General features: G+C 73.7%; 22 protein-coding genes. 10 read left to right on the top strand and 12 right to left on the bottom strand.

Annotation, left to right across the window (positions count from 1 at the left end; translation table 11 throughout):
• The first annotated feature begins 70 nt into the window (after positions 1-70).
• The gene (locus tag ACGFI1_RS38165) at positions 71-1,072 is read left to right on the top strand and encodes an NAD(P)-dependent alcohol dehydrogenase (protein WP_392792552.1); all 1,002 of its coding nucleotides are present in this window, start codon (positions 71-73) and stop codon (positions 1,070-1,072) included.
• On the opposite strand, the gene ACGFI1_RS38160 is transcribed toward ACGFI1_RS38165, so the two are convergent.
• From ACGFI1_RS38160 to ACGFI1_RS38150, 3 genes are all read right to left on the bottom strand, one after another.
• Positions 1,046-1,396 (bottom strand): DoxX family protein, encoded by a 351-nt coding sequence (locus ACGFI1_RS38160; protein ID WP_138635630.1) that lies wholly within the window; start codon positions 1,394-1,396, stop codon positions 1,046-1,048. The genes ACGFI1_RS38165 and ACGFI1_RS38160 overlap by 27 nt on opposite strands.
• Positions 1,397-1,398: 2 nt before the next feature.
• Positions 1,399-2,244 carry a sigma-70 family RNA polymerase sigma factor gene (locus ACGFI1_RS38155; RefSeq protein WP_392792551.1) on the bottom strand — a complete coding sequence of 282 codons (846 nt, stop codon included), beginning with the start codon at positions 2,242-2,244 and terminating at the stop codon, positions 1,399-1,401.
• Between the two features lie 72 nt (positions 2,245-2,316).
• On the bottom strand, positions 2,317-4,347 hold the full coding sequence (locus ACGFI1_RS38150; RefSeq protein ID WP_392792550.1) for a SpoIIE family protein phosphatase: 2,031 nt from the start codon (positions 4,345-4,347) through the stop codon (positions 2,317-2,319).
• 89 nt (positions 4,348-4,436) lie between these two features.
• Between ACGFI1_RS38150 and ACGFI1_RS38145 the strand changes: the two genes are divergently transcribed.
• Genes ACGFI1_RS38145 through ACGFI1_RS38135 form a run of 3 tightly spaced genes read left to right on the top strand, consistent with a single transcriptional unit; the run spans position 4,437 to position 8,193 of the window.
• Complete coding sequence (locus tag ACGFI1_RS38145) at positions 4,437-4,958, top strand: (2Fe-2S)-binding protein (RefSeq protein WP_387069061.1); 522 nt, start codon at positions 4,437-4,439, stop codon at positions 4,956-4,958.
• Complete coding sequence (locus tag ACGFI1_RS38140) at positions 4,955-5,947, top strand: FAD binding domain-containing protein (protein WP_392792548.1); 993 nt, start codon at positions 4,955-4,957, stop codon at positions 5,945-5,947. The genes ACGFI1_RS38145 and ACGFI1_RS38140 overlap by 4 nt, the downstream gene beginning before the upstream one ends.
• Entirely contained in the window at positions 5,944-8,193 is a 2,250-nt protein-coding gene (locus ACGFI1_RS38135; protein ID WP_392792546.1) for a xanthine dehydrogenase family protein molybdopterin-binding subunit, read from the top strand. The genes ACGFI1_RS38140 and ACGFI1_RS38135 overlap by 4 nt, the downstream gene beginning before the upstream one ends.
• Here ACGFI1_RS38135 and ACGFI1_RS38130 read toward each other — a convergent pair.
• Genes ACGFI1_RS38130 through ACGFI1_RS38120 form a run of 3 tightly spaced genes read right to left on the bottom strand, consistent with a single transcriptional unit; the run spans position 8,190 to position 10,632 of the window.
• Positions 8,190-9,023, bottom strand: a complete 834-nt coding sequence (locus tag ACGFI1_RS38130) for an ABC transporter ATP-binding protein (protein ID WP_364548914.1) — start codon at positions 9,021-9,023, stop codon at positions 8,190-8,192. The genes ACGFI1_RS38135 and ACGFI1_RS38130 overlap by 4 nt on opposite strands.
• Entirely contained in the window at positions 9,023-9,793 is a 771-nt protein-coding gene (locus ACGFI1_RS38125; protein ID WP_138635635.1) for an ABC transporter permease, read from the bottom strand. The genes ACGFI1_RS38130 and ACGFI1_RS38125 overlap by 1 nt, the downstream gene beginning before the upstream one ends.
• Positions 9,790-10,632: an ABC transporter permease gene (locus ACGFI1_RS38120; protein WP_301175097.1), complete on the bottom strand. Its 843-nt coding sequence runs from the start codon at positions 10,630-10,632 to the stop codon at positions 9,790-9,792. The genes ACGFI1_RS38125 and ACGFI1_RS38120 overlap by 4 nt, the downstream gene beginning before the upstream one ends.
• A gap of 253 nt (positions 10,633-10,885) precedes the next feature.
• Between ACGFI1_RS38120 and ACGFI1_RS38115 the strand changes: the two genes are divergently transcribed.
• Positions 10,886-11,590, top strand: a complete 705-nt coding sequence (locus ACGFI1_RS38115; RefSeq protein WP_386874981.1) for a FadR/GntR family transcriptional regulator — start codon at positions 10,886-10,888, stop codon at positions 11,588-11,590.
• Positions 11,591-11,678: 88 nt separating this feature from the next.
• On the opposite strand, the gene ACGFI1_RS38110 is transcribed toward ACGFI1_RS38115, so the two are convergent.
• Positions 11,679-13,301, bottom strand: a complete 1,623-nt coding sequence (locus tag ACGFI1_RS38110; protein ID WP_392792545.1) for an amidohydrolase — start codon at positions 13,299-13,301, stop codon at positions 11,679-11,681.
• A gap of 120 nt (positions 13,302-13,421) precedes the next feature.
• Here ACGFI1_RS38110 and ACGFI1_RS38105 point away from each other — a divergent pair, with 120 nt between their 5' ends.
• Positions 13,422-14,408, top strand: a complete 987-nt coding sequence (locus tag ACGFI1_RS38105) for an ABC transporter substrate-binding protein (RefSeq protein ID WP_138635639.1) — start codon at positions 13,422-13,424, stop codon at positions 14,406-14,408.
• Between the two features lie 66 nt (positions 14,409-14,474).
• Here the strand turns inward: ACGFI1_RS38105 and ACGFI1_RS38100 are convergent, their stop codons facing one another.
• The 4 genes from ACGFI1_RS38100 to ACGFI1_RS38085 are packed head-to-tail and all read right to left on the bottom strand — an operon-like array spanning position 14,475 to position 17,451.
• Entirely contained in the window at positions 14,475-15,236 is a 762-nt protein-coding gene (locus ACGFI1_RS38100; RefSeq protein ID WP_392792543.1) for a 2-keto-4-pentenoate hydratase, read from the bottom strand.
• Complete coding sequence (locus ACGFI1_RS38095) at positions 15,233-16,450, bottom strand: 4-hydroxybenzoate 3-monooxygenase (protein WP_387069052.1); 1,218 nt, start codon at positions 16,448-16,450, stop codon at positions 15,233-15,235. The genes ACGFI1_RS38100 and ACGFI1_RS38095 overlap by 4 nt, the downstream gene beginning before the upstream one ends.
• A 46-nt stretch (positions 16,451-16,496) precedes the next feature.
• Positions 16,497-17,015 (bottom strand): 3-hydroxyanthranilate 3,4-dioxygenase, encoded by a 519-nt coding sequence (locus tag ACGFI1_RS38090; RefSeq protein ID WP_364548901.1) that lies wholly within the window; start codon positions 17,013-17,015, stop codon positions 16,497-16,499.
• Between the two features lie 19 nt (positions 17,016-17,034).
• Entirely contained in the window at positions 17,035-17,451 is a 417-nt protein-coding gene (locus ACGFI1_RS38085) for a RidA family protein (protein ID WP_138635643.1), read from the bottom strand.
• A gap of 211 nt (positions 17,452-17,662) precedes the next feature.
• Here ACGFI1_RS38085 and ACGFI1_RS38080 point away from each other — a divergent pair, with 211 nt between their 5' ends.
• Genes ACGFI1_RS38080 through ACGFI1_RS38065 form a run of 4 tightly spaced genes read left to right on the top strand, consistent with a single transcriptional unit; the run spans position 17,663 to position 21,696 of the window.
• Entirely contained in the window at positions 17,663-18,736 is a 1,074-nt protein-coding gene (locus ACGFI1_RS38080; protein ID WP_392792541.1) for an amidohydrolase family protein, read from the top strand.
• A 17-nt stretch (positions 18,737-18,753) separates the two neighbouring features.
• Complete coding sequence (locus ACGFI1_RS38075) at positions 18,754-19,023, top strand: tautomerase family protein (protein ID WP_387069049.1); 270 nt, start codon at positions 18,754-18,756, stop codon at positions 19,021-19,023.
• Positions 19,024-19,036: 13 nt separating this feature from the next.
• Positions 19,037-20,473: an aldehyde dehydrogenase gene (locus tag ACGFI1_RS38070; protein ID WP_387069047.1), complete on the top strand. Its 1,437-nt coding sequence runs from the start codon at positions 19,037-19,039 to the stop codon at positions 20,471-20,473.
• A gap of 11 nt (positions 20,474-20,484) precedes the next feature.
• Positions 20,485-21,696 carry an MFS transporter gene (locus ACGFI1_RS38065; RefSeq protein ID WP_392792539.1) on the top strand — a complete coding sequence of 404 codons (1,212 nt, stop codon included), beginning with the start codon at positions 20,485-20,487 and terminating at the stop codon, positions 21,694-21,696.
• A 9-nt stretch (positions 21,697-21,705) separates the two neighbouring features.
• Here the strand turns inward: ACGFI1_RS38065 and ACGFI1_RS38060 are convergent, their stop codons facing one another.
• Positions 21,706-24,261: a DUF4132 domain-containing protein gene (locus ACGFI1_RS38060; protein ID WP_392792538.1), complete on the bottom strand. Its 2,556-nt coding sequence runs from the start codon at positions 24,259-24,261 to the stop codon at positions 21,706-21,708.
• Positions 24,262-24,282: the final 21 nt, after the last annotated feature.

The following is a 24,282-nucleotide window of genomic DNA, read 5'->3' as shown; positions in this document are numbered from 1 at the left end:
GGTACGACAGACTTACGACGTACGACGAAGACAGGCACGGGACTCCATCACCCCCCGAAGGGAACCCGCCATGAAGGCTTGGAGCTGGCACCGTTACGGTCCGCCGTCCGAAGTCCTGACGCTCGTGGACGCCGCTGAGCCCGGCGTCGGCCCGGACGACGTGCTCGTGCGCGTGCGGGCCGCGTCCGCCAACCCCTACGACTGGCGCCACGCGATGGCCGACCCGAAGCTGGCGCGGCTCAGCGCCGGGCTGCGGAGGCCGAAGCCGGGGCTGGTCCTCGGGGCCGACCTCGCCGGCGTCGTCGAGCGGGTCGGCGAAGGGGTGACCCGGTTCCGGCCCGGCGACGCAGTGTTCGGGGAGGTCAAGCTGGGCTCGTTCGCCGAGGCCGCCGCCGTCCCGCAGGACAGGCTGGCCGCCAAGCCCGCGCGCCTCACGTTCGAGCAGGCGGCGTCGGTGTCGATGGCCGCGCACACCGCGCTGCAAGGGCTGCGCGACTACGGCCGGATCGCCGCCGGGCAGCGGGTCCTCGTGAACGGGGCGTCCGGCGGGATCGGCACGTTCGCCGTCCAGCTCGCCAAGGCGCTCGGGGCCGAGGTCACCGGCGTGTGCAGCACCCGGAACGTCGAGCTGGTCCGCTCCCTGGGCGCGGACGACGTCGTCGACTACACCCGCGAAGACTTCACCGAGCGGGACGGGCGGTACGACCTCGTCATGGACATCGTGGGCAACCGGTCGCTGGTGCGGCTGCGGCGTCCGCTGGTCGCGCGCGGGACGCTCGTGATCGTGGGCGGTATCGCCTCGGCTCGCGGCAGGCTGCTCGGCCCCGCCGCCCTGGGGCTGCGAGGCGTCCTGGTGTCGCCCTTCGTCGGCCAGCGCATCGCCAACGTCAGCTGGAAGCCCAACTCTGCCGACCTGGAGTACCTGGCGGAGCTGATGGAGAGCGGGAAGGTCACGCCCGTCATCGATCGGACCTACCCGTTCGCCGAGGTCCCCGAGGCGCTGCGGTACATCGAACGCGGCCACGCTCGGGGAAAGGTCGCCATCTCAGTTGGCGATGGCCAGGGTGAGTGAGGCGGCGGCCAAGGCCAGGTAGGCGCCGGGGAAGGCGATGTTGTAGAAGACCCTCGCCCGGACGTGCGCGGCCACCGCGATGACGAAGAAGGCGACGAGCCCGGCGGCCGCGGCGATCCCGATGACGTGCAGGCCGAGCAGTCCGAGGACGAGCCCGGCGGCGCCGGCGCCCTTGAGCGCGGCGAGGAGCGGGAGCATCGAGCGCGGCACCCCGACCTCCGCCGAGTTCGCCAGGACGAACCGGGCCTTCGCCAGGTCGGCGACGACGATCGCGGCGTTGATCGCGACCGTGATGAGCGTGACGGCGATGTACGTGGTGGACATGGTCAGTCCTCGATGTGGAGCAGCGCCAGCCGCCGGGGGTCGGCGACGACGTCGTAGCGGACGATGAGGCCGCCGGCGATGTGGAACACGAGGGCGGCGCGCGGGCGGCCCGGGCCGACGGCGATGCCGGGCCGTCCGTCGATGCGGACGAGGCGTGCCCGCACGGCGGCGGAGCGCATCGCGCGGGTCTCCTCGACGACGGCCTCGATCCCGTGCACCCGCTGCGGGGAGCCGGGGCGCAGCACCTGCGGGTCGGCCGTCCTGACCACATCGGGATGCAGGACCTCGACCAGGCCGTCGATGTCGCCCTGCTGGGCCGCCTTCATGAAGGCGGTGACCACGCGCTGGGCCTCGCCCGACTCCGCGTCCGGCCACTCTGTGCGGCGGACGCGGCCCCGGGCGCGGCTGGCCAGCTTCTTCGCCGAGCCCGGTGTCGTGTCCAGGATGTGGGCGATCTCCTCGAAGGGCGCGCCGAACACGTCGTGGAGGATGAGCGCGACGCGCTGCGGAGGCGTCAGCTCCTCGACCACCACCGTGAAGGCCGCGGTGAGCTCGGCGGCGAGCAGCGCGACGTCCTCGGGGTCCTCGCCGGTCGCGGGGGTCGGGAGTTCCTCGGGGCTCCGCGGGGTCTCGTGGGTGCGGCGCAGGACGTCCAGGCAGAGGCGGGTCACCACGGTGGTCAGCCACGCCTGTGTGTTGCGGATGTCGGCCGGTTCGGCGCGGGCGTACCTGGTCCATGACTCCTGGACGACGTCCTGCGCGTCCGCGTCCGACCCGAGGATGCGGAACGCCACCGCCAGCAGATGCGGTCGCTCGCGGTCGAAGGCCGCTGCCTGGTCGGTACTCACGTCCCCTCCTGTCCTTCGTGTTCGTCTACACACCAGACGCACCAGGGCCGCCGAAGGTGACTCACCCAGGGGCTAGGTGCGCAGGGTTCGCGCGACGAGGAGGGCGATGTCGTCCTCGGCCTGCCTGTTCCCGGTCATGAGCCGGATGACGGTGGTGCAGAAGTCGTCCAAGGGCGGCTCAGCCTGGGCCAGCGCCGTGCCCAGGCGCTCGATGCCCGTTTCGATGTCGGCGTCGCGGGTCTCGATCAGGCCGTCGGTGTAGAGGGCGATGAGGCTGCCTTCGGCGAGATCGACGGTGAGCGGCTCGTAGTCGCCGATCCCCAGCCCGATCGGCAGGCCGCCCGGCGGGCGCGGGAAGGCGACCTCGCCGTCCGGATGGACGATCGCGGGCGGCGGATGCCCGGCGGTGGCGATCGTGCAGAACCCGGACGCCGGGTCGTACACGGCGTAGACGCAGGTCGCGCCCGCGGGGTCGAAGGGGGTGCGCTCCTCCTCGGCCTGCCGGACGACCAGCCGGTCCAGCTGGAGGAGCACCCGGTGCGGCGGCAGGTCCAGGTAGGCGAGGGTGCGGACGGCGGTGCGCAGGCGGCCCATCGTCGCCGCCGCGTTGATGCCGTGGCCGGTCACGTCCCCGACGACCAGGGCGATCCGGCCGCCGTCCAGCGGGATCGCGTCGTACCAGTCGCCGCCGACGCCGACGTGCGCGTCGGACGGCAGGTAGCGGGAGGCGACGTCGACCGCGCCGCCGCCGGTCAGGTTGCGCGGCAGCAGGTTGCGCTGCAGCGCGAGGGCGGCGGCGTGCTCGCGGGTGTACTGGCGGGCGTTGTCCAGGCTCAGCGCCGCCCGCGCGGCCAGTTCCTCGGCGAGGACCAGGTCGTCGCGGGTGAACGGCGTCCGGTTGTCGGTGCGGACGAACACGGTCACGCCCAGGATGTCGCCGCGCGCCTTCAGCGGGACGACGATCAGCGTGTGCATCCCGGTGGCGGCGATGACCCGGGACCGGTCCGGGTCGACGTCGAGCCAGCCGCCGGGCGAGGTGTCGAGCACCGGCTCGAAATGGGACCGGCCCGTGTCCAGGACGCGGGTGAACGGCGAGGCCGGCGGCACGTACACCGGCTCCCCGATCGGCCACATCGACTCGGGGACGCCGTCGTGGATCGACGCCGCCCCCGCGCGGCGGAACACCGGGACGCTGTTCTCCGACGAGGTCAGATGCTGCAATGGCTCGGCGTCCGGCAGGACGGACTCGGCCAGGTCGACGGTCACGAAGTCGGCGAGGTCCGGGACGGCCAGGTCCGCCATCTCCTGCGCGGTCTGCCGGACGTCGAGGGTCGTGCCGATGCGGGTGCTGGCCTCGCGCAGCACGGCGAGGCGGCGGCGGGCCCGGCTGTCGCTGATGTCCAGCGCGACCGAGCACACGCCGAGCGGCCGGCCGTCCACGCCGTCGAGCCGGAAGTGGGAGATCGACAGGGTGACGTCCTCGCGGCCGTCGGGCGAGGTCCGGTGCACCTCCTCGTCGAACAGCGGGACGCCGTCGGCGAGCACCCGGCTGACCGCCTCCACCGCCGCCCGCGTGTCGATCCCGGGCGGCGGATCGGTGAGCCGGCGGCCGACCCGGTAGTGCGGGAACACCGGCTGGAGGCGCTCGGCCGCCGTGTTCACCCAGACGCACCTCAGGTCGCGGTCCCAGACGAGCAGGGCGAGGGGCGAGCGCCGCAGGAGCGGTTCGAGCATCGAGGACATGCGGTCGGACGCGTCCTCCACGGAGCCCATGCAGACCAGCCAGGACGGCCGCTCCCCGGCGCCGTCCAGCCGGAGGACGTCGGCGTGCACGACGAGCGCGCCGCCGTCGCCGCCCTGCACCTCCAGCAGGCCCGACCAGTGCTGTTCCGTCCCGTCCGGCCAGGTGGGCGGCCCGGCGTCCGGGCCGCGCGGCGGGAGCAGACGCACCTCGCCACGGCCGAGACCGGTGTCGCCGTGGCCGAGGAGTTCGCGCGCGGCGCGCGTCCAGCCGGTCACGGTCCCGTCCGCGGCGAGCACGGCGACCGCGTCAGGCCGCCCGCGCGGCGCCCCGCCACCGGCCGTGCTGTCGGATGTCGTCATCGTGGCCCCCGTCCGATGTGAAGACCCGGCACCTATGGGCAATGCCCCGATACGGAGAGTGAGCGACATCTGATCATTAAGGAGTCCCCATGGGGATGGACGTCGGGACACGGCCGCTGGAGCGCGGCCCGGAGGCGCGCGCGGTCGTTCTCACCGTCAACGGCCGGGAGCGGCCCGTGCGGATCGAACCCCGCGTGAGCCTGCTGGACGCGCTGCGCGAGCATCTCGGGCTGACCGGCTCGAAGAAGGGCTGCGACCAGGGCACGTGCGGCGCCTGCACGGTGTGGGTGGACGGCCGCCGCGTGCTGGCCTGCCTCACCCTCGCGATCGCCTGCGAAGGACGCGAGGTCACCACGATCGAGGGCCTGTCGGACGGCGACCGCCTGCACCCGATGCAGGAGGCGTTCATCGCCCGGGACGCGTTCCAGTGCGGCTACTGCACGCCGGGACAGATCATGTCGGCGGTCGCGCTGCTGGAGGAGGGCCGCGCCGCCGACGACGGCGAGATCGCCGAATGGATGAGCGGCAACCTCTGCCGGTGCACCGCCTACCCGAACATCCGGGCCGCGATCCGCGACGTCCGCGACGCGAAGGGCGGCGCGGGGCGGTGAGGGCGTTCGACTACGCGCGGGCGGACGGCGTGGACACGGCGATCGCGGCGGTCGGCGCCCACCCGGCCGGCGCGTTCCTCGCGGGCGGCACGACGGAGGTCGACCTGGTGCGCCAGAACGTCCTGCGCCCGGACCTGCTCGTCGACATCAACGACCTGCCCCTGGACCGCGTCGAGGACCTCCCCGACGGCGGGCTGCGCATCGGCGCGCTCGCGCGCATGAGCGACGTCGCCCGCGCGGCCGGGGTGGTGGACAGGTTCCCGCTCATCGCGCAGTCGCTGCTGCTCGGCGCGTCCGCGCAGCTGCGGAACATGGCGTCGATGGGCGGCAACCTGTGCCAGCGGGTCCGGTGCGGCTACTACCGCGACGCCGTCTCGCCGTGCAACAAGCGGGAGCCCGGCAGCGGCTGCTCGGCCCTAGGCGGCCTCCATCGCGGGCACGCGGTGCTCGGCACCAGCGACCTGTGCATCGCGACGCACCCGTCCGATGTCGCGGTGGCGCTGGTCGCCGTGGACGCGGTCGTCCGCACGCGCGGGCCGGGCGGCGAGCGGGGCATCCCGATCGACGACTTCTTCCTGCTCCCCGGCGACACCCCGCACCGGGAGCGTCCGCTGGAGCACGGGGAGCTGATCACGGCGATCGAGGTGCCGCCGGTCCCGACGGCCCGCCGGTCGGTGTACCTGAAGGTCCGCGACCGCGCGTCCTACGAGTTCGCGCTGGTCTCGGTCGCGGCGGCGGTGGACGTCCGGGACGGCGCCGTCGCCGAGGTGCGGCTGGCGCTCGGCGGCGTCGCGACCAAGCCGTGGCGGGCGCGGGCCGCCGAGCGGAGCCTGCTCGGCGGGCCCGCGACGCCCGACGCCTTCGCCGAGGCCGCCGCACGGGAACTGGCGTCGGCCGAGCCCCGGCCGCAGAACGCCTTCAAGGTCGAACTGGCGCGCCGGACGATCGTCCGGGCGCTGACGATGCTCACGAACGGGGATGACCGATGAGCGGATCCATCGGACGGGAGGTCCCGCGGGTCGACGGCCGGGAGAAGGTCACCGGCGCGGCGCGCTACTCGGGGGAGATCGCGCTGCCCGGCCTCGCGCACGCGCGGATCGTCGGCGCGCGGGTGGCGGCCGGGCGCGTCGCCTCGATCGACACGGCGGAGGCGGAGCGCGCCGCCGGGGTCGCCGCCGTGCTGACCAGGCACGACCTGCCCGAGGTCGCCAAGGTGCCGCTGGTGCCGTCCCTGATGGGCGGTCCGGCGCCCGGCGAGACGTTCTTCCCGATGCAGGACGACACGGTCCACTACGCGGGCCAGCCGGTCGCGGTCGTCGTGGCCGACGGGCTGGAGCAGGCGCAGTACGCCGCGTCCCTCGTCCGGGTCGAGTACGCCGAGGCGCCGTCCGTCACCGTCGTCGAGCAGGGCCGCGCGGACGCCTACGAACCCGAGAAGATCTTCGGCGGCTTCATGCCCGCCCAGCTGCGGCGCGGCGACATAGAGGACGGGCTCGCGGCGGCCGACACGCAGATCGACACGGTGTTCCGGTTCGCCGCCAACCACCACAACGCGCTGGAGCCCATGACCACCACCGCCGTGTGGGACGGCGACCGGTTGACCTTGTACGACTCGTGCCAGGGCATCAAGGCCGTGCAGCTGACGGTCGCCGCCCTGCTCGGCATGTCGCCGTCGAAGATCCGGGTGCTGACGCGGTTCGTGGGCGGCGCGTTCGGGTCCAAGGCGATGGTCTGGCCGCACGTGACCCTCGCCGCGCTGGCCGCCCGGCACGTCCGCCGGCCGGTCCGGCTCACGGTCACGCGCGAGCAGATGTTCACCTCCTGCGGGCACCGGGAGGAGCAGGAGCAGCACATCGTGCTCGGGGCGCGGCGCGACGGGACGCTCACCGCGATCCGGCACCACAAGATCTCCGTCACCTCGCCGTTCGACGACTGGGCCGAACCCGCGTTCGGCGCGTCGTCCCAGGTGTACGCCAGCCCCGCGTTCGAGGGCGTCCACCGGCTGGTGCGCGGCAACACGATGACGCCGACGTTCACCCGCGGGCCCGGCGAGTCCGCCGGGATGTTCAGCCTCGAATGCGCGATGGACGAACTCGCCCACGAACTCGGGATCGACCCGGTCGAGCTGCGGCTGCGCAACATCAGCGACGTCGACCCCAACACCGGCCACCCGTGGTCCAGCAGCGGGCTGGCCGACTGCCTGCGGCAAGGAGCGGAGCGGTTCGGCTGGGACGGCCGCGACCCCGCGCCCGGCGTCCGCCGCGAAGGCGACTGGCTGATCGGGACCGGCATGGCCACCGCCGCCTACCCGGTGGCGTTCTTCATGCGCACCCAGCGCGCCCGCGCCCGCCTGTACTCCGACGGCACCGCCGTCATATCCACCGCCGCGCAGGAGTTCGGCACCGGGATGACGACCGTCCTCACCCAGGTCGCCGCCGACGGCCTCGGCGTCGGCCTCGCGGACGTGCGGCTGGAGTACGGCGACACCGACATGCCGACCGCCGGGTCACCCGTGGGCTCCAACGGCGCGATGATGGTGAGCGCCGCCGTGCACAACGCCGCCGTCGCCGTCCGCGACCAGATGATCGCCGCGGCCGTCGGCGACCCGGACTCGCCGCTGCACGGCGCCGACCCCGTCACCGTCACCGTCGCGGACGGGCGGATGACCGCCTCCGGCGGCGCCGAGACCTACCGCGACCTGATGGAGCGGCACCTCATGAACGACGCCGAGGCCATCGGCGGCTGGGACCCGCCGCCGCTGGACACCCCGTGGGGGCTGCTGACGTTCGGGGCCCAGTTCGCCGAGGTCGCGGTCGACGCCGACCTCGGGCTCGTCCGGGTGCGGCGCATGACCGCCGCGTTCGCGCCGGGCCGCGTCCTCAACCCCATGACGGCGCGCAGCCAGCTCATGGGCGGGATGCTCTGGGGGATGAGCCAGGCCCTCCTCGAAGGCACCCGCATGGACACCGGCCTCGGCCGCTGGGCCAACGCGAGCCTCGGCGACTACCTGGTGCCGGTCAACGCCGACGCGCCCGCCGTCGACATCGCGCTGATCGAGGTGGACGACCCGGTCACCGGCCCGCTCGGCGTCAAGGGCGTCGGCGAGATCGGGCAGGTCGGCTCGGGCGCCGCGGTCGCCAACGCCGTCTTCCACGCGACCGGCGTCCGCGTCCGCGACCGCCCGATCACCGCCGAGCACCTCCTCAACGGCCTGGCCGGCGCTCCGCGCCGCTAGGAGCCGTGGGCGCCGGCGCCCGCGTCCACCGGGTCGGGTGCGCCCTCCGGGTCGCCGAGCTGGCGCACCTCCCGGTAGACGCGCCCGCGCAGCCGGGCGAACTCCGGCAGCTCCTTCGTGCTGAGCTGGTCGCGGGGGCGCGGCAGGTCGACGTCGACGATGCCGCGGACCCGGGTGGGACGCGGGGTCAGCGCGATGACCCGGTCGGCCAGGTAGACGGCCTCGTCGATGTCGTGCGTCACGAACACGACGGTGACGCCGTACTCGTGGCGGAGCTTGAGGGTCAGGTCCTCCAGGTCGGCGCGGGTCTGCGCGTCCAGCGAGGCGAACGGCTCGTCCATCAGCAGGATCTGCGGTTCGTACGCGAGGGCGCGCGCGATCGCCACGCGCTGCTGCATGCCGCCCGACAGCTGCCACGGGTACCGGCGGCCGGCGTCGGCGAGGCCGACGGCCGCGAGCGAGTCGCTGATCAGCGCCTGCCGCTTCTTGCGGTCCAGCCGCTTGCGCCGCAGCGGGAAGGCGATGTTCTCCTCCACCGACATCCAGGGGAACAGCGACCTGCTGTAGTCCTGGAAGACGATCGCCATGTCCTCGGGGGTCCGGTCGATCGGCCTGCCCTCGACGCGGACCTCGCCGGTCGTGGCGGGCATCAGCCCGGACAGGCAGCGCAGCAGCGTCGTCTTGCCGCAGCCGGACGGGCCGACCACGCACACGAACTCGCTGCGCGCGACGGTGAAGCTGATCTCGTCGATCGCGTGCACCGCCTGGTCGCCGCCGCCGTAGACCTTGCCGAGGCCCTCGACCTCGAGCATCGGCGCTTCGTTGCTCATCAAGACGCTCCTTTTCGTGCCCCGTGGTGCCAGCGCAGCGCGCGGCGCTCGATGACGCCGAAGGCGAGATTGAACAGGTAGCCGAGGACCCCGAGCAGCACCATCCCCGACCACATCTCGGGGATCGCGAAGGTGCGCTGGGCCTCCAGGATGAAGTAGCCGATCCCGCGGGTGCTCGCGACCATCTCGCTGATCACCATCAGGATCAGCGAGAGCGACAGCGCGACGCGCGCCCCCGCGAAGATCTGCGGCGCGGCGGCCGGCAGCACCACGCGCACCAGCCGGTCGCGCCGGCCGACGCGGTAGGCCCGCGCGCTGTCCAGCAGGCCGGGGTCCACGCCGCGCACCCCGTCGATGGTATGCATCAGGATCGGGAACAGGCTGACCATCAGGATGATGAACACCTTCATCGACGTCCCGACGCCCAGCACGACGATGCCGAACGGGATCAGCGCGGGCGGCGGGATCGCCCGGACGAACTCGATGACCGGCGCCAGCGCCGTGCCGAGCTTGCGCACCAGGCCGATGAGGATGCCGAGCGGCACGCCGATGAGGATCGACAGCGCGAAGCCGGAGAACATGTTGGTCAGGCTCGGGACGACGTCCGAGCCGACCCGGTCGAACAGCCACGTCTCGCGGAACACCGAGAGGATCTGGGTCAGCGGCGGGTAGAAGATGTTGGCGCTGCCGGCCGACCACAGCCCCCAGCCGAGCAGGACGAGGACGGGCGCGGCGATCTGCACGCCGAGAAGCACTGCGCGGCGGCTCACTGGACGACCTCCTTGGCGCGCTGCGACGGGTGCCACCGGAGCAGCCGCCTCTCCAGCGCGACGAACACGAGATTGAGCAGCACGCCGAGCAGCCCGGTCGCGATGATCAGCGCGTACATGAGCCGGTACTGGCCGCCCGCCTGCGCGACGGTGATCGACTGGCCCAGCCCGGGCGACCCGATCACCAGCTCGGCGGTGACGCAGAGGATCAGCGCGGTCGTCGACGCCACGCGCAGCCCGGTGGCGATGTAGGGCACCGCGCTGGGCAGCACCACCGACAGCAGCCGGTCGTGCGGGCGCGCCCGGAACGCGCGCGCCGTTTCGAGGGCGACCGGTTCGACGTCGCGCATGCCGTAGATGGTGGCGATGAGGACCGGCCAGGCCGCGGCGAACGCGGCCAGGAAGACCTTGCTCTGCAGGCCGGTGCCGAGCACCAGGACGACGAGCGGGATCAGCGCGACCGAAGGGATCGGGCGCAGGAACTCGATGACGGCGTTGGTCGCGGCCCGCAGCAGGCTGTTCGAGCCGATGGCGACGCCGAGCAGCACCGCGACCGCCACGGCGATGCCGAAACTGATCGCCCAGCCCTGCAGGGTGCGGCCGATCGCGGTCCACAGCTCGGTGCCGCCGGCCAGCCGGGCGAGTTCGCCGAGGTCGCTGGAGATGCGCGGGAACGTCCGTTCCGGCAGCAGCCCGGCGATCGTGGAGAGCTCGAGGACGGCCAGCGTCGCGGCGAGCCCCGCCGCGCCGAGCAGGCCGTCGGCGAGTCTCGGCGAGCGGGCGAGCCGCCGCCTCCTGCCGGGGACGACTGACGTCGACATGGTCGAGGTCCGGGTCAACGGAAGCTCCTTCCGGATACGGCCCCGCCGCGTCCGCAGCGGCGGAACGGCCGACCCTGGCCACACGCGGGGGACGTCGGGGCACGTCGGGACACCGCGAACCGTTCGGGTGGCGGGGTGGCCACCGCGGGGCTTCCTTCAGCCCTATAATGACGGTATTAAGCATGATGATTATCTGTCAAGGCATGGCGGCACCCGCCCCACCACCTCGCTGACCGGCCGCTATCCGACCGACGATCTGGAGAGCAACCCGATGAGTCGTCCCGACCACACCGACCGCACCGAGTGGCGGCTCTCGCGCGCCGAGGCCATCGCGCGGGAGATCGAGCGCAAGATCATCGACTCCGCGCTGCCCGACGGCAGCAGGCTCGGCACCAAGGAGGACGTCCGCCAGGAGTACGGCGTCGCGGTCGGGACCGTCAACGAGGCCGTCCGGCTGCTGGAGACGCGCGGGGTCGTCTCGGCGAAGCCGGGCCCCGGCGGCGGCCTGTTCACCCTGCGCGCCCCGAGCCACGTGCGCATCAACCACCTGGTCCTCGGGCTGCGCGAGAACGGCGACACCAGCGCGAACTGCCTGGCGGTGCGCGACGCGCTGGAGGAGCCCATCCTGATGGACGCCGCCGCCCACCGCACCGACGAGGACCTCGCGGACCTCCGCGAGCTGCTGGACCGCATGGACGAGCAGCGCACCGACGCCGCCGCGTTCCTGCGCGCCAACTGGGCGGTGCACCGGCGGCTGGCCGACATCACCCCCAACCTGGTGCTGCGCGTCATCTACACCACCATGCTCGACATGATCGAGAACGAGATCGAGCACGTCAGCTCCGACGACCTCTTCACCGCCAGCAAGACCTTCCGCACGCACGTCGCGCTCGTCGACGCCGTCGAGTCGCAGGACCCGGCGCGGGTCCGCCGCGCGGTGCGCCGGCACACCCCGCCCAAGACGACCCTCAGCTGACCGGGGGCGGCCGCGCGGGCGCGCCGAGCCGCGTCCCCGGTCCCCCGGACGCGGCCCGGCGCGAGGCCGCGCCCGGGAGCCGTCCCGGCTAGGCGCGGTGGCGGATCCGGCCGTCGACCGCCGTGGCCAGCACCGGCAGGTCGCGCAACTCGTCGGGCGGGCACCGGGTCGGGTCGGCGCCCAGCGCGACCCAGTCGGCGCGCATACCGGGACGCAGCACGCCCACGGCGTGGTCGTTGAACGCGGCGTAGGCGGCGTCCGCCGTGTACATCCGCAGGGCCGCCGCCACGTCGAGCCGCTCGTCCGGGCCGAGCGGGCCGCCGGACGGCGGATGGTGGCGGGTCACCGCCTGCCAGATCCCGCGCAGCGGCTGGAACGGGGTGACCGGCGAGTCCGAGCCGCCGGCCAGCCGGACGCCCGCGCGGTGCCAGGTGGCCAGCGGGGTGGCGGCCGCCGCGGCCTCGGCGCCGAGCTGGGCGATGAGCCGGTCGGCGAACTGCTCCTGCATCGTCGGCTGCGTCGCGACGACCACGCCGAGCCGGCGGGCGTCGGCCATGTTGCGCTCCGACGGCGTCAGGTACGCGTGGATGGCCTGGCAGCGCAGCGGCTTCACCGGAGCCACCCGGTCGGCGTGGTCGAGCACCTCGAACAGCAGGTCGAGCGCCCCGCCGCCGACGGCGTGCACGCCGAGGGACCAGCCATGCGCCACCAGCCCGGACGCGAGCGCGCGCATCGAGTCGGGGTCGAGCAGCAGCTGCCCGTGGTCGCCGCACCGCCCCGGCCAGGGCTCGCGCAGGTAGGCCGTCCCCAGCGAGCCGCCGCCGTCCAGGAACACCTTCACCGGGCCCAGGCGCAGCAGGTCGTCGCCGAAGCCCGAGCCGACCCCGAGGCCCGACAGCCGCGCGACCTCGTCCTCGACGGAGGCGCCGGCGAGCTGCAGCGGCATCGCGGTCACCCGCAGCGGCAGCTCGCCGTCCGCGCGCATCCCCTGGTAGGTGGCGAGCTCCTCGGGGCGCAGCCCCGGCTCGATCACCGAGGTCAGCCCGGCGGCCAGGGCGCGCTCCGCCGCGGCGGCGACCGCGGCGCGGCGGGCCCGGTCGTCCTGCGGCGGCACGTGCCGCCGCACCAGCTCGATCGCGGGCGGCTCGACCAGCTCGCCGGTGAGGCGTCCGGCGGCGTCCCGGCCGAGGCGGCCGCCGGGCGGGTCGGGCGTGCCGTCGGTGAGGCCGGCCAGGGCCAGCGCGGCCGAGTTCGCCGCGCCCTGGTGGCCGCAGCGCAGGATCAGCACCGGGCGGTCGGGGCAGGCGCGGTCGAGCTCGTCGCGGGTCGGCAGCCGCCGCTCGGCGACGTCCTCGACCTCCCACCCGTCGGCCGAGACGACCCAGGGTGCGGCGGGATGGGCGTCGGCCCAGGCGCGGGTCGCCCGGAGGATGCCCTCGATGCTGCGCTCGCCCTCCAGGTCGAGCAGGACGTGCGCGAGGCCCGTCCACAGCAGGTGCATGTGCGTGTCGATCAGTCCCGGCAGGACGGTCGCGTCGCCCAGGTCCAGGACGGGCGCGTGCTCGCCGAGCGCCGCGCGCGCCTCGTCGAACGAGCCCGCGGCGACGACGCGCGCGCCGCGGACCGCGAGCGCCTCGCCGCGCGGCCGATCCGCGTCCATGGTGAGCACGCTCCGGGCCCGGACGATGTAGTCACCCTGAAGATTCCTCATAACGATTGTACGTTATCAGGGGGTCCCTCTCGGCGAACACCGTTGACCTTCCCCGCGTATTGATGATAATCGTTCGGGTTTAAGTGGCGGCAGACGCCGCTCCACTCAGAGGAGTGAGCCATGATGAGAACGATCCGACGGCGCCGACTCCGGGTGGTCGTCGCGGCGCTCGCCGTCGGCCTGGCCGCCGGCTGCGGCTCGGGGGGCACCTCGGCCGGCAAGAGCGACGCCGACGGCGTGACCACGGTGAAAGTGGGCCTGATCCCGATCACGGACGTCGCCCCGCTGTACCTCGGCGTCCAGAAGGGCTTCTTCAGCGCGCAGAAGCTCAAGGTCGAGCCGCAGCTGGCCGCGGGCGGCGCGGCGATCGTCCCGGCCGTCGTCAGCAACAGCAACCAGTTCGGCTTCTCCAACAACGTCTCGCTCATCATCGCCAAGAGCAAGGGCGTACCGCTGCAGGCCATCACGCCGGGCGTCGGCATCGCCCCCGGCAAGAACGAGGCCTGCCAGGTGCTGGTCCCGGCGAAGAGCCCGATCCGCGACGTCAAGGGCCTGGCCGGCAAGACCGTCGCGGTCAACACGCTCAACAACATCGGCGATGTCACGATCCGCGCCGCGCTGGAGAAGAAGGGCGTCGACCCGAGCTCGGTGAAGTTCACCGAGCTCGGCTTCCCCGACATGGTCACCGCGGTCGAGACGGGCCGCATCGACGCGGCCTGGGAGTGCGAGCCGTTCGTCACCTCGCTGCTGGAGCGCGGTGCCCGCACCATCCTCAACAACTACGCGGAGACCCACCCGAACCTGGCGATCGCCTCGTACTTCACGTCGACGGCCTACGCCAAGAGCAACCCTGACGTGGTGCGGCGGTTCGACGCGGCGGTGCGCCAGTCCCTGGAGTACGCCAACGCCCACCCCGAGGAGGCGCGCAAGATCATCCCGACCTACGCCAAGATCCCCGCGGACCAGGCCGCGCAGATCAAGATGGTCGACTGGCCGGCCGCCTTCCAGCGCGACTCGCTGGAGGAGCTGGTGCGCCTCACCCAGAAGTACAAGCTCATCGAGAAGCCGGTCACCCTGGACGACCTGATCCAGGAACCGAAGTCCTGACCCGAACCGAAGAAGGTGGGCCGGATCCGATCGGATCCGGCCCACCTTTTCGCGTCGCCTACGGGTTTAGCTCACGGTGCCGGTCGCGGACACGGTGCCGAGGCCCTCGACGTGGACCTCGACGCGGCCCGGGGTGAAGGGCGCCGCGGCGGTGGCGCCGCCGGCGAGGACGACGTCCCCGGCGCGCAGCGCCATGCCCTGGCGGCGGGCGATCTCCAGCAGCGCGGGCAGCGCCCGGTCCGGATGCCCGAGGATCGCCGCGGTGGAGCCCGTCTCGACGACGGCGCCGGCGACGGAGAGCCGGACGGCGAGATCGCCCAGGTCGGCGCCCAGCGGCCGCCAGGGGCCGACGACGAACCCGGCGGACGAGGCGTTGTCGGCGATCACGTCCGGCAGGCTGAACCGGAAGTCGCGGTAGCGCGAATCGATGATCTCCAGCGCGGGCGCGACCGCGTCCACGGGGATCTCCTCGTCGTCCGGGGCGACGTCGCGGGCGATGCGGTAGGCGATCTCCGGCTCGACGCGCGGATGGATGAAGCGCCCCAGCGCCACCTCCCCGCCGTCGGCGACGCGCATGGCGTCGGTGAGCCGTCCGACGATCACCTCGGAGACGCCCATCTGCGCCATCTTCGCCTTGCTGGTGAAGCCGAGCTTGAGCCCGGCCGGGCGCTCGCCCCGGCCGAGCCGGCGGGCGATCACCGCGTCCTGCACGGCGTACGCGTCGGCGGGCGTGAGCCCGGCGGGGAGCTGCTCGACTGCGGTCGCGGTGTGCTGCGCGGCGTCCAGCCGCTCCGCCGCCCGGTCGAGGATGTCGGTCCCAGTGGTCATGTATCGGCCCTTTCGGGGGCGCGCCGGTGGATGCGTCCGACCGCCGGGTACCCCACGTAGTTCTCGCAGAAGTCCTTCATCGCCGCCTCGGACGTGCAGACGTGCTTCAGCTCGGCGTGCTGCAGCCGCCACTCCATCGGGCTGCTCGGGTCGTGGTGCAGCAGCGACGTCATGGAGCGGGAGAACTGCTGCGCGCGCCACACGCCGCGGAGCGCGTCGTCGGAGTAGCGGTCGAGCGCCGCGCGGTCACCGGACTCGTACCAGGTGCACAGCGCGTCGGCGAGCAGCCGGACGTCCGCCGCGGCGAGGTTGAGGCCCTTCGCCGCGGTCGGCGGGACGATGTGCGCGGCGTCCCCCGCCAGGAACAGCCGCCCGTACTGCATCGGCTCCACCACGAAGCTCCGCATCGCGGTGATGCCCTTCTTTGTGACGGCGCCTTCGGCGAGCTCCCAGCCGTCGTCGGTGCCGAGCCGCGTCCGCAGCTCGCTCCAGATCCGCTCCTCGGGCCACGCGGCCAGGTCCTCGTCCGGCTTCACCTGCAGGTAGAAGCGGCTGACCTCGGGCGACCGCATGCTGTGCAGCGCGAAGCCGCGCTCGTGGCAGGCGTAGATGAGCTCGAAGGTGGACGGCGGGACGTCCGCCAGCACGCCGAGCCACGCGAACGGGTACTCGTGCTCGTACCCGGTCAGCACGCCGGCCGGGACCGACGCCCGCGACACCCCGTGAAAGCCGTCGCAGCCCGCGATGAAGTCGCAGGCCAGCACGTGCTCGGAGCCGTCCGCGGCCCGGTAGCGGACCTTCGGCTCGGCGCCGTCGACGTCCTCCAGGCGCACGTCGTCGACGTCGAACTCCAGCGGGAGGCCGGAGGCGATCCGCGCCTCGATCGCGTCGCGGACGATCTCCTGCTGGCTGTACATGACGGCGGTGCAGCCGCCGGTCAGCTCGGCCATCGGGATCTGGTACCGCTGCCGGTCGAAGCGCATCTCGAACCGGTGGTGGACGGCCGCCTCCCGGTGCATGCGCTCCGCCAGGCCCAGCTCGTCCAGGAGCAGGGCGGTGCGGTGCTCCAGCATCCCCGCCCGGATCCTGCCCTCCACGTAGGCCCGGGTCCGGTGCTCCAGGATCACCGCGTCGACCCCGGCGAGTTCCAGCATCCGCCCGAGGAGGAGGCCGGCCGGGCCGGCTCCGATGATGGCGACCTGTGTTCGTTCCATGGTGGACTCTCTCTGCGGCCGGTCACCGCCGGTAACCGAGGGGGGTTCAGTAGGGCTGCAGGACTTCGCCGCAGCTCTTGCAGGTGCGGGCCTCCACGTCGTCGAAGAAGCGCTGGTAGGCCTCGCCGACCGGGTCCGTCGAGTAGTCGGCGATGTGGCACGACTCCTCGTGCAGGAACTCCCCGCAGCCCTGGCAGAACCACTGGAACCGGTCCAGTTCGCCGGGGCGGCGGAGCCGCTCGATGACGATGATGAAGGCGTCGGGGTCGAACCGGGGCGAGTGCGGCAGCCGGGACGGGGTGAAGATCGCCGACCCCTCCGGGATCACGTCGATCACCTCGGTGCCGTCGGGCTGCCGGCTGTGCAGCCGCAGCTCGCCCCGGATCGTGTACATGACCTCGTCGCTCGGGTTGAGGTGGAACTCGCTGCGGTACTCGCGGCCGCGCGCGACGAACGCGAGGGACTCGCTCTCCTGCCACAGCACCTCGACGCGCCTGCCGCTCTCGCCGAGGCGCTCGGCGATCGCGTCGAGGTCGACGACCGGCATGCGGTACGGCTGGCTCATGGTCGCTCCCATCCGGGGGTCAGTCCGCCTCGACGACGGCCGCCACGCACTCCACCTCGACGCGCACGCCGGCGCGGTGCGGCGGGGCGTTCACCGTCGTGCGGGCCGGGAAGCTCTCGCAGTCGGCGAAGAACTCCCGGTACGCCTGGTTGAACTCGGGGAACTGCGCGGCATCGCGCAGGTAGCAGTTGCACTTGAGGATCGAGTCCTTGGTGCCGCCCGCGGCCTCCACGACCGCGAGCAGGTTGGTGAGCGTCTGGCGCACCTGCTCGGCGATGTCGTCGGAGACGATCTCGCGCGTCGCGGGGTCCAGGGGCCCCGTCCCGGAGCAGAAGATGAGGCCGCCGTGCACGATCGCCTGTGACAGCGGCGGGACGGTACCGGCGGAGAAGCCGACCTTGGGCGCGTTGGGGGAACTGACCGAGATCTTCGACATGGCACTCCTCGCTCGACTCGTCGTCCGGCCGGCGGAGACGGTCCGGGGGCTACCTCGCCCCTCGCTTCGGCGCGACTCTAACCACCATATTCGTTAGAGTCAATGATCCTTCTTGACCGCACCGCCTCTGACCTGGCCCACCATCCGGATGATTGTCAGCTTCGACATAATCCATCATAATGGTTATCTGAAACTAGGGTCGGAGGAAGGCATGACACCGAGTCACGACCGGGCCGCGTCCGAGCCCCCCGCCGGGGCGGACGGGCCGGCGACCGTCGACGTCCACGCGCACGCGCTGCCCATGCCGCTGCTCCGGTACCTCGCCGACCGCGGCCTCGCCGACCTGTCCGAGGTCGGCGCGGGCGTGCTCCTGCTGGACCCGGCCGTCTCCGGCGTCCCCAAGGGCGCCCGCATCCCGCTGCCCGCCGACCAGTACGACGTCCCCCGCCGCCTCACCGCGCTGGACGCGGCCGCCATCGACCTGCAGCTGGTCTCGGCACCGCCGTTCGTGTTCGGGTCGGACTCGGACGACGGCGAGCTCGTCATGGCCGTCACCCGCCGGTCCAACGACGCGCTCGCCGAGTACGCGGCGGCGGGCGGGGGACGGCTCGCGGCGCTCGGCACGGTGCCGGTCGGCCTGCCCGGCGCGGCGGCGGAGGCGGCGCGCTGCCTGGACGAACTCGGCATGGCCGGACTCGCGATGGGCACCTACGGCGGCGGCCGCGAACTCGACGACCCCGTCAACGAGGACGTGTGGGCCCTCATGACCGAGCGCCGGGCCTTCGGCCTGGTGCACCCCAGCCGCGCCTCGGCCCCCGCCCGGCTCCGCGACTTCTACCTGGTGCAGCTGCTCGGCTATCCGGCGGAGACGGCGCTCGCCGCCGCCCGCCTCATCTTCGGCGGCGTGCTGGACCGGCACGACCCGGTGCTGTGCCTCGTGCACGGCGGCGGCTGCCTTCCCGCGCTGGCGCCCCGGCTGGCCCTCGGCTGGGAGCGCAAGAAGGAGGCGCGGACCGTCCCGCGGTCGCCGCGCGAGTACCTGCGCCGGCTGTACTTCGACACCGCCGTCTTCGACGGCACCGCGCTCCGCCGCCTCATCGAGGACGTCGGGCACGAGCGGGTCCTGCTCGGCACGGACCTGCCGTTCGACCTCGCCGACGTGGACGCGGTCGCCGCGATCCGGCGGCTGGCCCTGGACCCGGCGGCCGAGCGCGCCGTCCTCGCCGGCAACGCGGCGCGGCTGATCCCCTCCGTGCGGCCGGACTCCTCCGCGCGGCGGCCCTGACCCAGAAGGAGCAGCACATGCCACTCGTCCAGATCAGCCTCGCCGCCGGGCGCCCGCCCGACCAGATCCGGCGGCTGATCGCCGAGGTGCACGACGCGGTCGTGCGCGCCACCAGTAGCGATCCGGCCCGGGTCCGGGTGCTCGTCCAGGAGCTCCCGCAGACGCACTGGGCGGCCGGCGGCGTCACGCTCGCCGAGCGCGACGGCCCCGGCGCCCCTCCCGGCGCCGGCGCCCGTCCCACCGGCACGGCCCCCGGCACCCCCGCCCCCGGCACTACAGAGGAATGAGGGTTAGCAGCACATGGAGTTCTTCGGGCACGTCATCGACGGCGAGGAAGTCGAATCGCAGGACGCCGCACGGTTCGACAGCGTCGATCCCTGGACCCGGCAGCCCTGGGCGCAGGTGGCGCTCGGCTCGCGGGACGACGTCGAGCGCGCCGTCGCGGCCGCGCGGCGCGCGTTCGATGACGGACCGTGGCCCCGCATGGGATACGCCGAGCGCGGCCGCGTCCTGCACCGCCTCGCCGACCTGGTGGAGGAGAACAAGGACCGGCTCGGCATGGCCGACACCCGCGACATGGGCAAGCCGGTCACCCAGAGCATCGGCAACGACGTCGGCCGGTCGGCCCACAACCTGCGGTTCTTCGCCGAGCACGCGCACCTCTCGGCGGCGGACCGGCTGCCGATGGACAGCGGCCACCACGCCTACACCGCCTACGGGCCGGCCGGGGTCGTCGCCGCCATCTCCCCCTGGAACTTCCCGCTGATGCTGGAGACCTGGAAGATCGCGCCCGCGCTGGCGTGGGGGAACACCGTCGTGCTGAAGCCCGCCGAGGACACCCCGGCCTCGGCGACGCTGCTCGCGCGGCTCGCGACCGAGGCGGGCCTGCCGCCCGGCGTCCTCAACGTCGTGCACGGGTACGGCCCGCGGTCGGCGGGGCAGGCGCTCACCGAGCACGCCGGCGTCGACCGGATCACCTTCACCGGCGCGTCCAGCACCGGACGGGCCATCGCCCAGATCGCCGGCGGCAACCTCGTGCCGGTGAGCCTGGAACTCGGCGGCAAGGGCGCCAACGTCGTGTTCGCCGACGCCGACCTGGACAACGCCGTCGACTGGTCGATCCGGGCCATCTTCACCAACGCCGGGCAGGTGTGCCTCGCCGGCAGCCGGCTCTACGTGCAGCGCGAGATCTACGACGCGTTCCTCGACCGCTTCACCGCCGCCGCCGAGGCGATGGTGGTCGGCGACCCGTCCGACCCGGGCACCCAGCTCGGCCCGCTGGCCTCGCAGGAGCACTACAAGAAGGTCAGCGGCTACGTCGAGACGATCGAGGCGCAGGGCGGCCGGATCCGCACCGGCGGGCTCGGCTCCGGCTGGGTCGTCCGGCCCACCGTGGTCACGGACATGCCGCAGGACGCGCCGCACTGCCGGGAGGAGATCTTCGGCCCGCTGGTCGTGGTGGCCCCGTTCGACACCGAGGCCGAGGCCGTCGCCCTGGCCAACGACACCCCGTACGGCCTCAACGCCATGGTGTTCACCGAGAACCTCAGCCGGGCGCACCGGGTGTCCGCGGCGCTCCGCGCCGGGACGGTCTGGGTGAACTGCTTCTTCATCCGCGACCTGCGCGCCCCGTTCGGCGGCGTCGGGGCGTCGGGCGTCGGACGCGAGGGCGGCGACTTCAGCCGCGAGTTCTTCACCGAGCCGAAGGCCGTCGTCATGCAGATCGACCAGGGCTGACCGCGCGCGGCTTGAACGCCCCGTCCCTCTCACGGTTCCGGGCGCGCGGCGGGCGCCCGGAACGCCCGCCGCGCGTCTGGCCGCTGTACGCGGGCGGCTTCCTCGGCCCCTACAGCGGCACCATGGTCACGCCGATCCTGCACGAGGCGGCGGACGGCCTCGGCAGCACGCCCGAGACGGCCGCCGCCGCCGTGACCGCGTACATGATCCCCTTCGCGGCGCTGATGCTGGTGTCGGGGACGTGGGCGGAGCGCTGGGGCCGGCGCCGGACCCTCCGGCTCTCCCTGCTCTGCTACGTCCTGGCGTCCGGGGTCTGCGCCCTCGCCCCCACCATGGAGGTCTTCCTGGCGGGACGCGTCCTGCAAGGCGCCACGAACGCCTTCACGACGCCGCTGCTGCTGGCCGCGATCAGCGACATCACGCCGCGGGAGCGGCTCGGGCGGGCGCTCGGCCGGTTCGCCGCCATGCAGGCCGCCGGCCAGTCGTTCAGCCCGCTGATCAGCGGGATCTCGGCCGCCGCGGACTGGCGGCTGGCGTTCGCCTTCCCCACCGCCGTCGCCCTCGCGCTCGTGCTGCTCCCGCCCTCGGCGGCCGCCACCGCCCGCAGGGCGGCCGGCCGGGCGTCCTGGCGGGTCCTGGCGGACCGGCGGCTCGCGGCGACCGCGGCGCTGTCGTTCCTGTGCTACCTGCCCGCGGTCGCGCTCACCGTCCTCACGGTGCTGCGCGCGGAGGAGCGCTTCGGGCTCGGACCGGCCGAGCGGGGCCTCGTCAGCGCCGGGTTCGGCGTCGCCGGGCTGATGTGCGCCACCGCGCTCGGCCGCGCCCTCGACCGGGCGGGCCCGCGCCGCCTCGGCATCGCGCTGAGCGTCGTGCTGACCGCCGGCGTCCTGACCGCCGCGCTGGGGCCGTCCCTCACGCTGCTGGTGTGCGGCGTCGTCGTCGCCGGGATCGCGGTGCCCGGCCTGCGCAACACCGTGAACGCGCTCGCCGCCGACAGCGCTCCGTCCAACCGCGGGGGCGCGACGTCGCTGGTGCTCTCCGCCCAGTTCTTCGGCGGCGCGCTCGCCCCGATGGTGTGCGTCCCCCTGTACGGCGGGCACGGCGACCCGGCCTTCGCCGCGGTCGGCCTGGTCCCGCTGCTCGCTTTGCTGCTCCTCTCCAGCGGGCGGCTCATGGGCACGGAGCCCGGTGAACGCCGCGCCGCCGCGTCCGCGGGCGACTGAACGGGCGGGTCAGGACGCGCTGCGGAGGAGGTCGTGGACGGCCTCGCTCATCGTGACCGGGTCGACCCGGCCCAGCGGCACGGCGTCCTTCGGGGTCTGCGCGGGGGCTGGGCCCGCCCAGAGGGCGGTGACCTTCTGGTCGTCGCCCTCGCCGTACATGTAGGCGTAGAGGCCGGGGCTCAGGCCGGCGACGACGTACAGGCCGGCGGGGTCGCGGCGGGCCAGCCAGCCGCCCGCGAAACCGCCGTCGGCGTCCACGGACTCCCAGCGGCCCTGCGAGTGGCCCTTCGCCTTGCCGTAGGGCAGCACGAGCCCCTCGACCCGGGCGAGCCGGTGCGCGGCCCGCTCGTCGGCGGTGAGCCGGTACACGGGACGGCCGAGCTGCTCGAACGGCTGCAGGATCTCGTAGTCGGCGAAGAGCTCCGCCCAGGCTTCGAGGTCGTCCAGCAGGACCGGGTGGGCGATGCCGATGCGGTCGTCCGGCGCGGGGGTGAACGCGTCGTCGCGGACGTCGGCGTAGGTGCGGTCCTCGGCGACGCGGAACGCGGTGCCGGAGTCGGTGATCCACACCAGCCGGCGGACGATGTGCCCCAGCAGCGGATGGCTGACGAAGAACGTGTGGAAGTCGTCGGGCGTCCAGCTGCGGCGGGTCGTCATGGCCTGTTCGAGGCGCTTGATCTCCTGGGCGGCCAGCGTGCGCAGGTCCTTCTTGAGGCCGGTGAAGAGCGCGTGCGCGGACGCGGCGAGGGCGGGATCGTCCGTCGCGGCGGGCTTCGGGGCGCTCTTGCGGGTCTTGCCGTTCGGCGCCGTGACCAGGGGGACGAGCTGCTCGTCAAAGGTCACGGTGAACCGGCGGGGGCCGTAGTCGAGGACGAGGGCGCCCTGGTCGTCCAGGCCGAAGTCGGGGACGGCGCGGTCGGCGAGGGCGTCCGGCGTGATGCCGCGCGCGGCGGCGATCTCGTCGATCTTCTTGGCGGCGCGGTTCTTGAGCCCCTTGTACCTGCCGGTGCGGGTCAGCTCGAAGAGGTGGGTGAGGGCGACGTCGGAGCCGATGCCGGCGAGGACGTCCAGCGCGGACGCGGCCCGGCCGGTGAGGCCCTCGCCCGGCCAGCGTTTGATGAGCGGGCTGAGCCGCCGCACGGTGGTGTCGTCGCCGATCAGGCCGAGCTGCGCGAGCGCCCAGTTGTGCTTGGTGGGCGCGCCGAGCGCGTACCAGCGCTCGAACACCGCCCAGGAGAACTCGGCCAGCGAGTGCCGGTCGCAGAAGTCGCGGACGCCGGCGGCCTCCGGGGGCTTCCGGGCGAGGAGGTGCAGCAGGCGCCGGGTCGCGGCGGCCGGCAGCGCCCGGTCGCGGTCGCGGGTGAGGACGCGCGGCAGGCGCGCCGGGTCGGCCCAGTCGGTCTTCGCACTGCGGGCGGGCGGCTTCCCCGCGAGGACGCCGGGCAGGTCGTCGGCGTCGGGGACGGCCGGCTCCGCCCGTTCGGTGCGCGTCAGCCCGCGCAGCAGCCCGGCCGCCCGCAGGCCCCGGGTCGTGCCGTCGCCGGCCAGCGGCTCCAGGACCCGGAGCGCGTGGTCGGGGTACCGTTCGACCGCCTCCTGCAAGGCGGCCGGGACGCCCTGCTCGCCGATGTGGTCGAGGAGCACGGAGAAGATCTGCTCGTCGGGGATCGCCAGGAGGGCCTTCAGCACGATCGGGCGGGTCTTCTCGGCGTCGTGGGCGGGCCTGAGGGCTTGGGCCAGCAGGGGGAAGGCGTCCGCGCCGAGCCCGTCGAGCAGCGTCGCGACCACGGCCGGGGTCACCCTGATCCAGCCGGCGTGGGGCGCCTGCTCGGCGGTGGACAGCGAGCAGACCAGGAGTTCGTGGTCGGCGACGGTCATGCGGGCGGCGTCGGTGAGGGACTCGTCCACCCAGGCCGTCTCGGTCGGGACGAGGTAGGCGGCGACGCGCCGTCGCGTCGCGTCGCCGCGGTGGGCGGCCAGCCGCGCGACGGCGTCGGCGTACTCGGCCTCGGGCGCCGCCGCCAGGAGTGCGCGGAGCCGCCTGGCGGCGGTGTCCTCGGTGCCCCAGTCGCTCGCGCGCATCCGGTCGTCGAAGGTCGCCCGCCGGATCTCGCCGCGCCATCCCTCGTTCGGCCCGCTGTAGGAGACGAGCCAGACCGCTCCGGCGGTGTCCCGGCGCGCCGGGCGCGGCACGGGGCCGAGGGCGATGGAGGACGCCTCGGTGAGCGCGCAGGCGGCGAAGGCGAGCCCGTGGTCCAGGATCCAGGCGTCGGCGAAGCCGTCACCGCCGCAGCCTTCGACGTGCTTCACCGCGATCGCGGCGACGGCCGCCGCGCCGACCGGGTCGGGATCGCCGTCCAGCCAGGCCCGGACGGCGGCGGCGAGGTCGGGGGCGGTACCCGCGTGCTCCGCCATCTCCGCGGCGATCGGGCGGGCGGCGCGCTCCCACGCGCGGGCGCCGCGCGCGGCGTCCTCGTCGGGGACGAGCCGGGGCCCGGCGATGCCGCCCCGCCGCGGATGGACGTGCTCATGCCACTCGACCGGAATCTCCACCGTCTGGCCCATGGCCCCGCAAGCTAGCGGCCG

It is taken from the genome of Actinomadura geliboluensis, from assembly GCF_043197915.1.
GTDB classification, from domain to species: domain Bacteria; phylum Actinomycetota; class Actinomycetes; order Streptosporangiales; family Streptosporangiaceae; genus Spirillospora; species Spirillospora geliboluensis.
The sequence above is the reverse complement of the archived record's forward strand: the minus strand, read 5'-3'. Positions and strand labels throughout refer to the sequence as shown.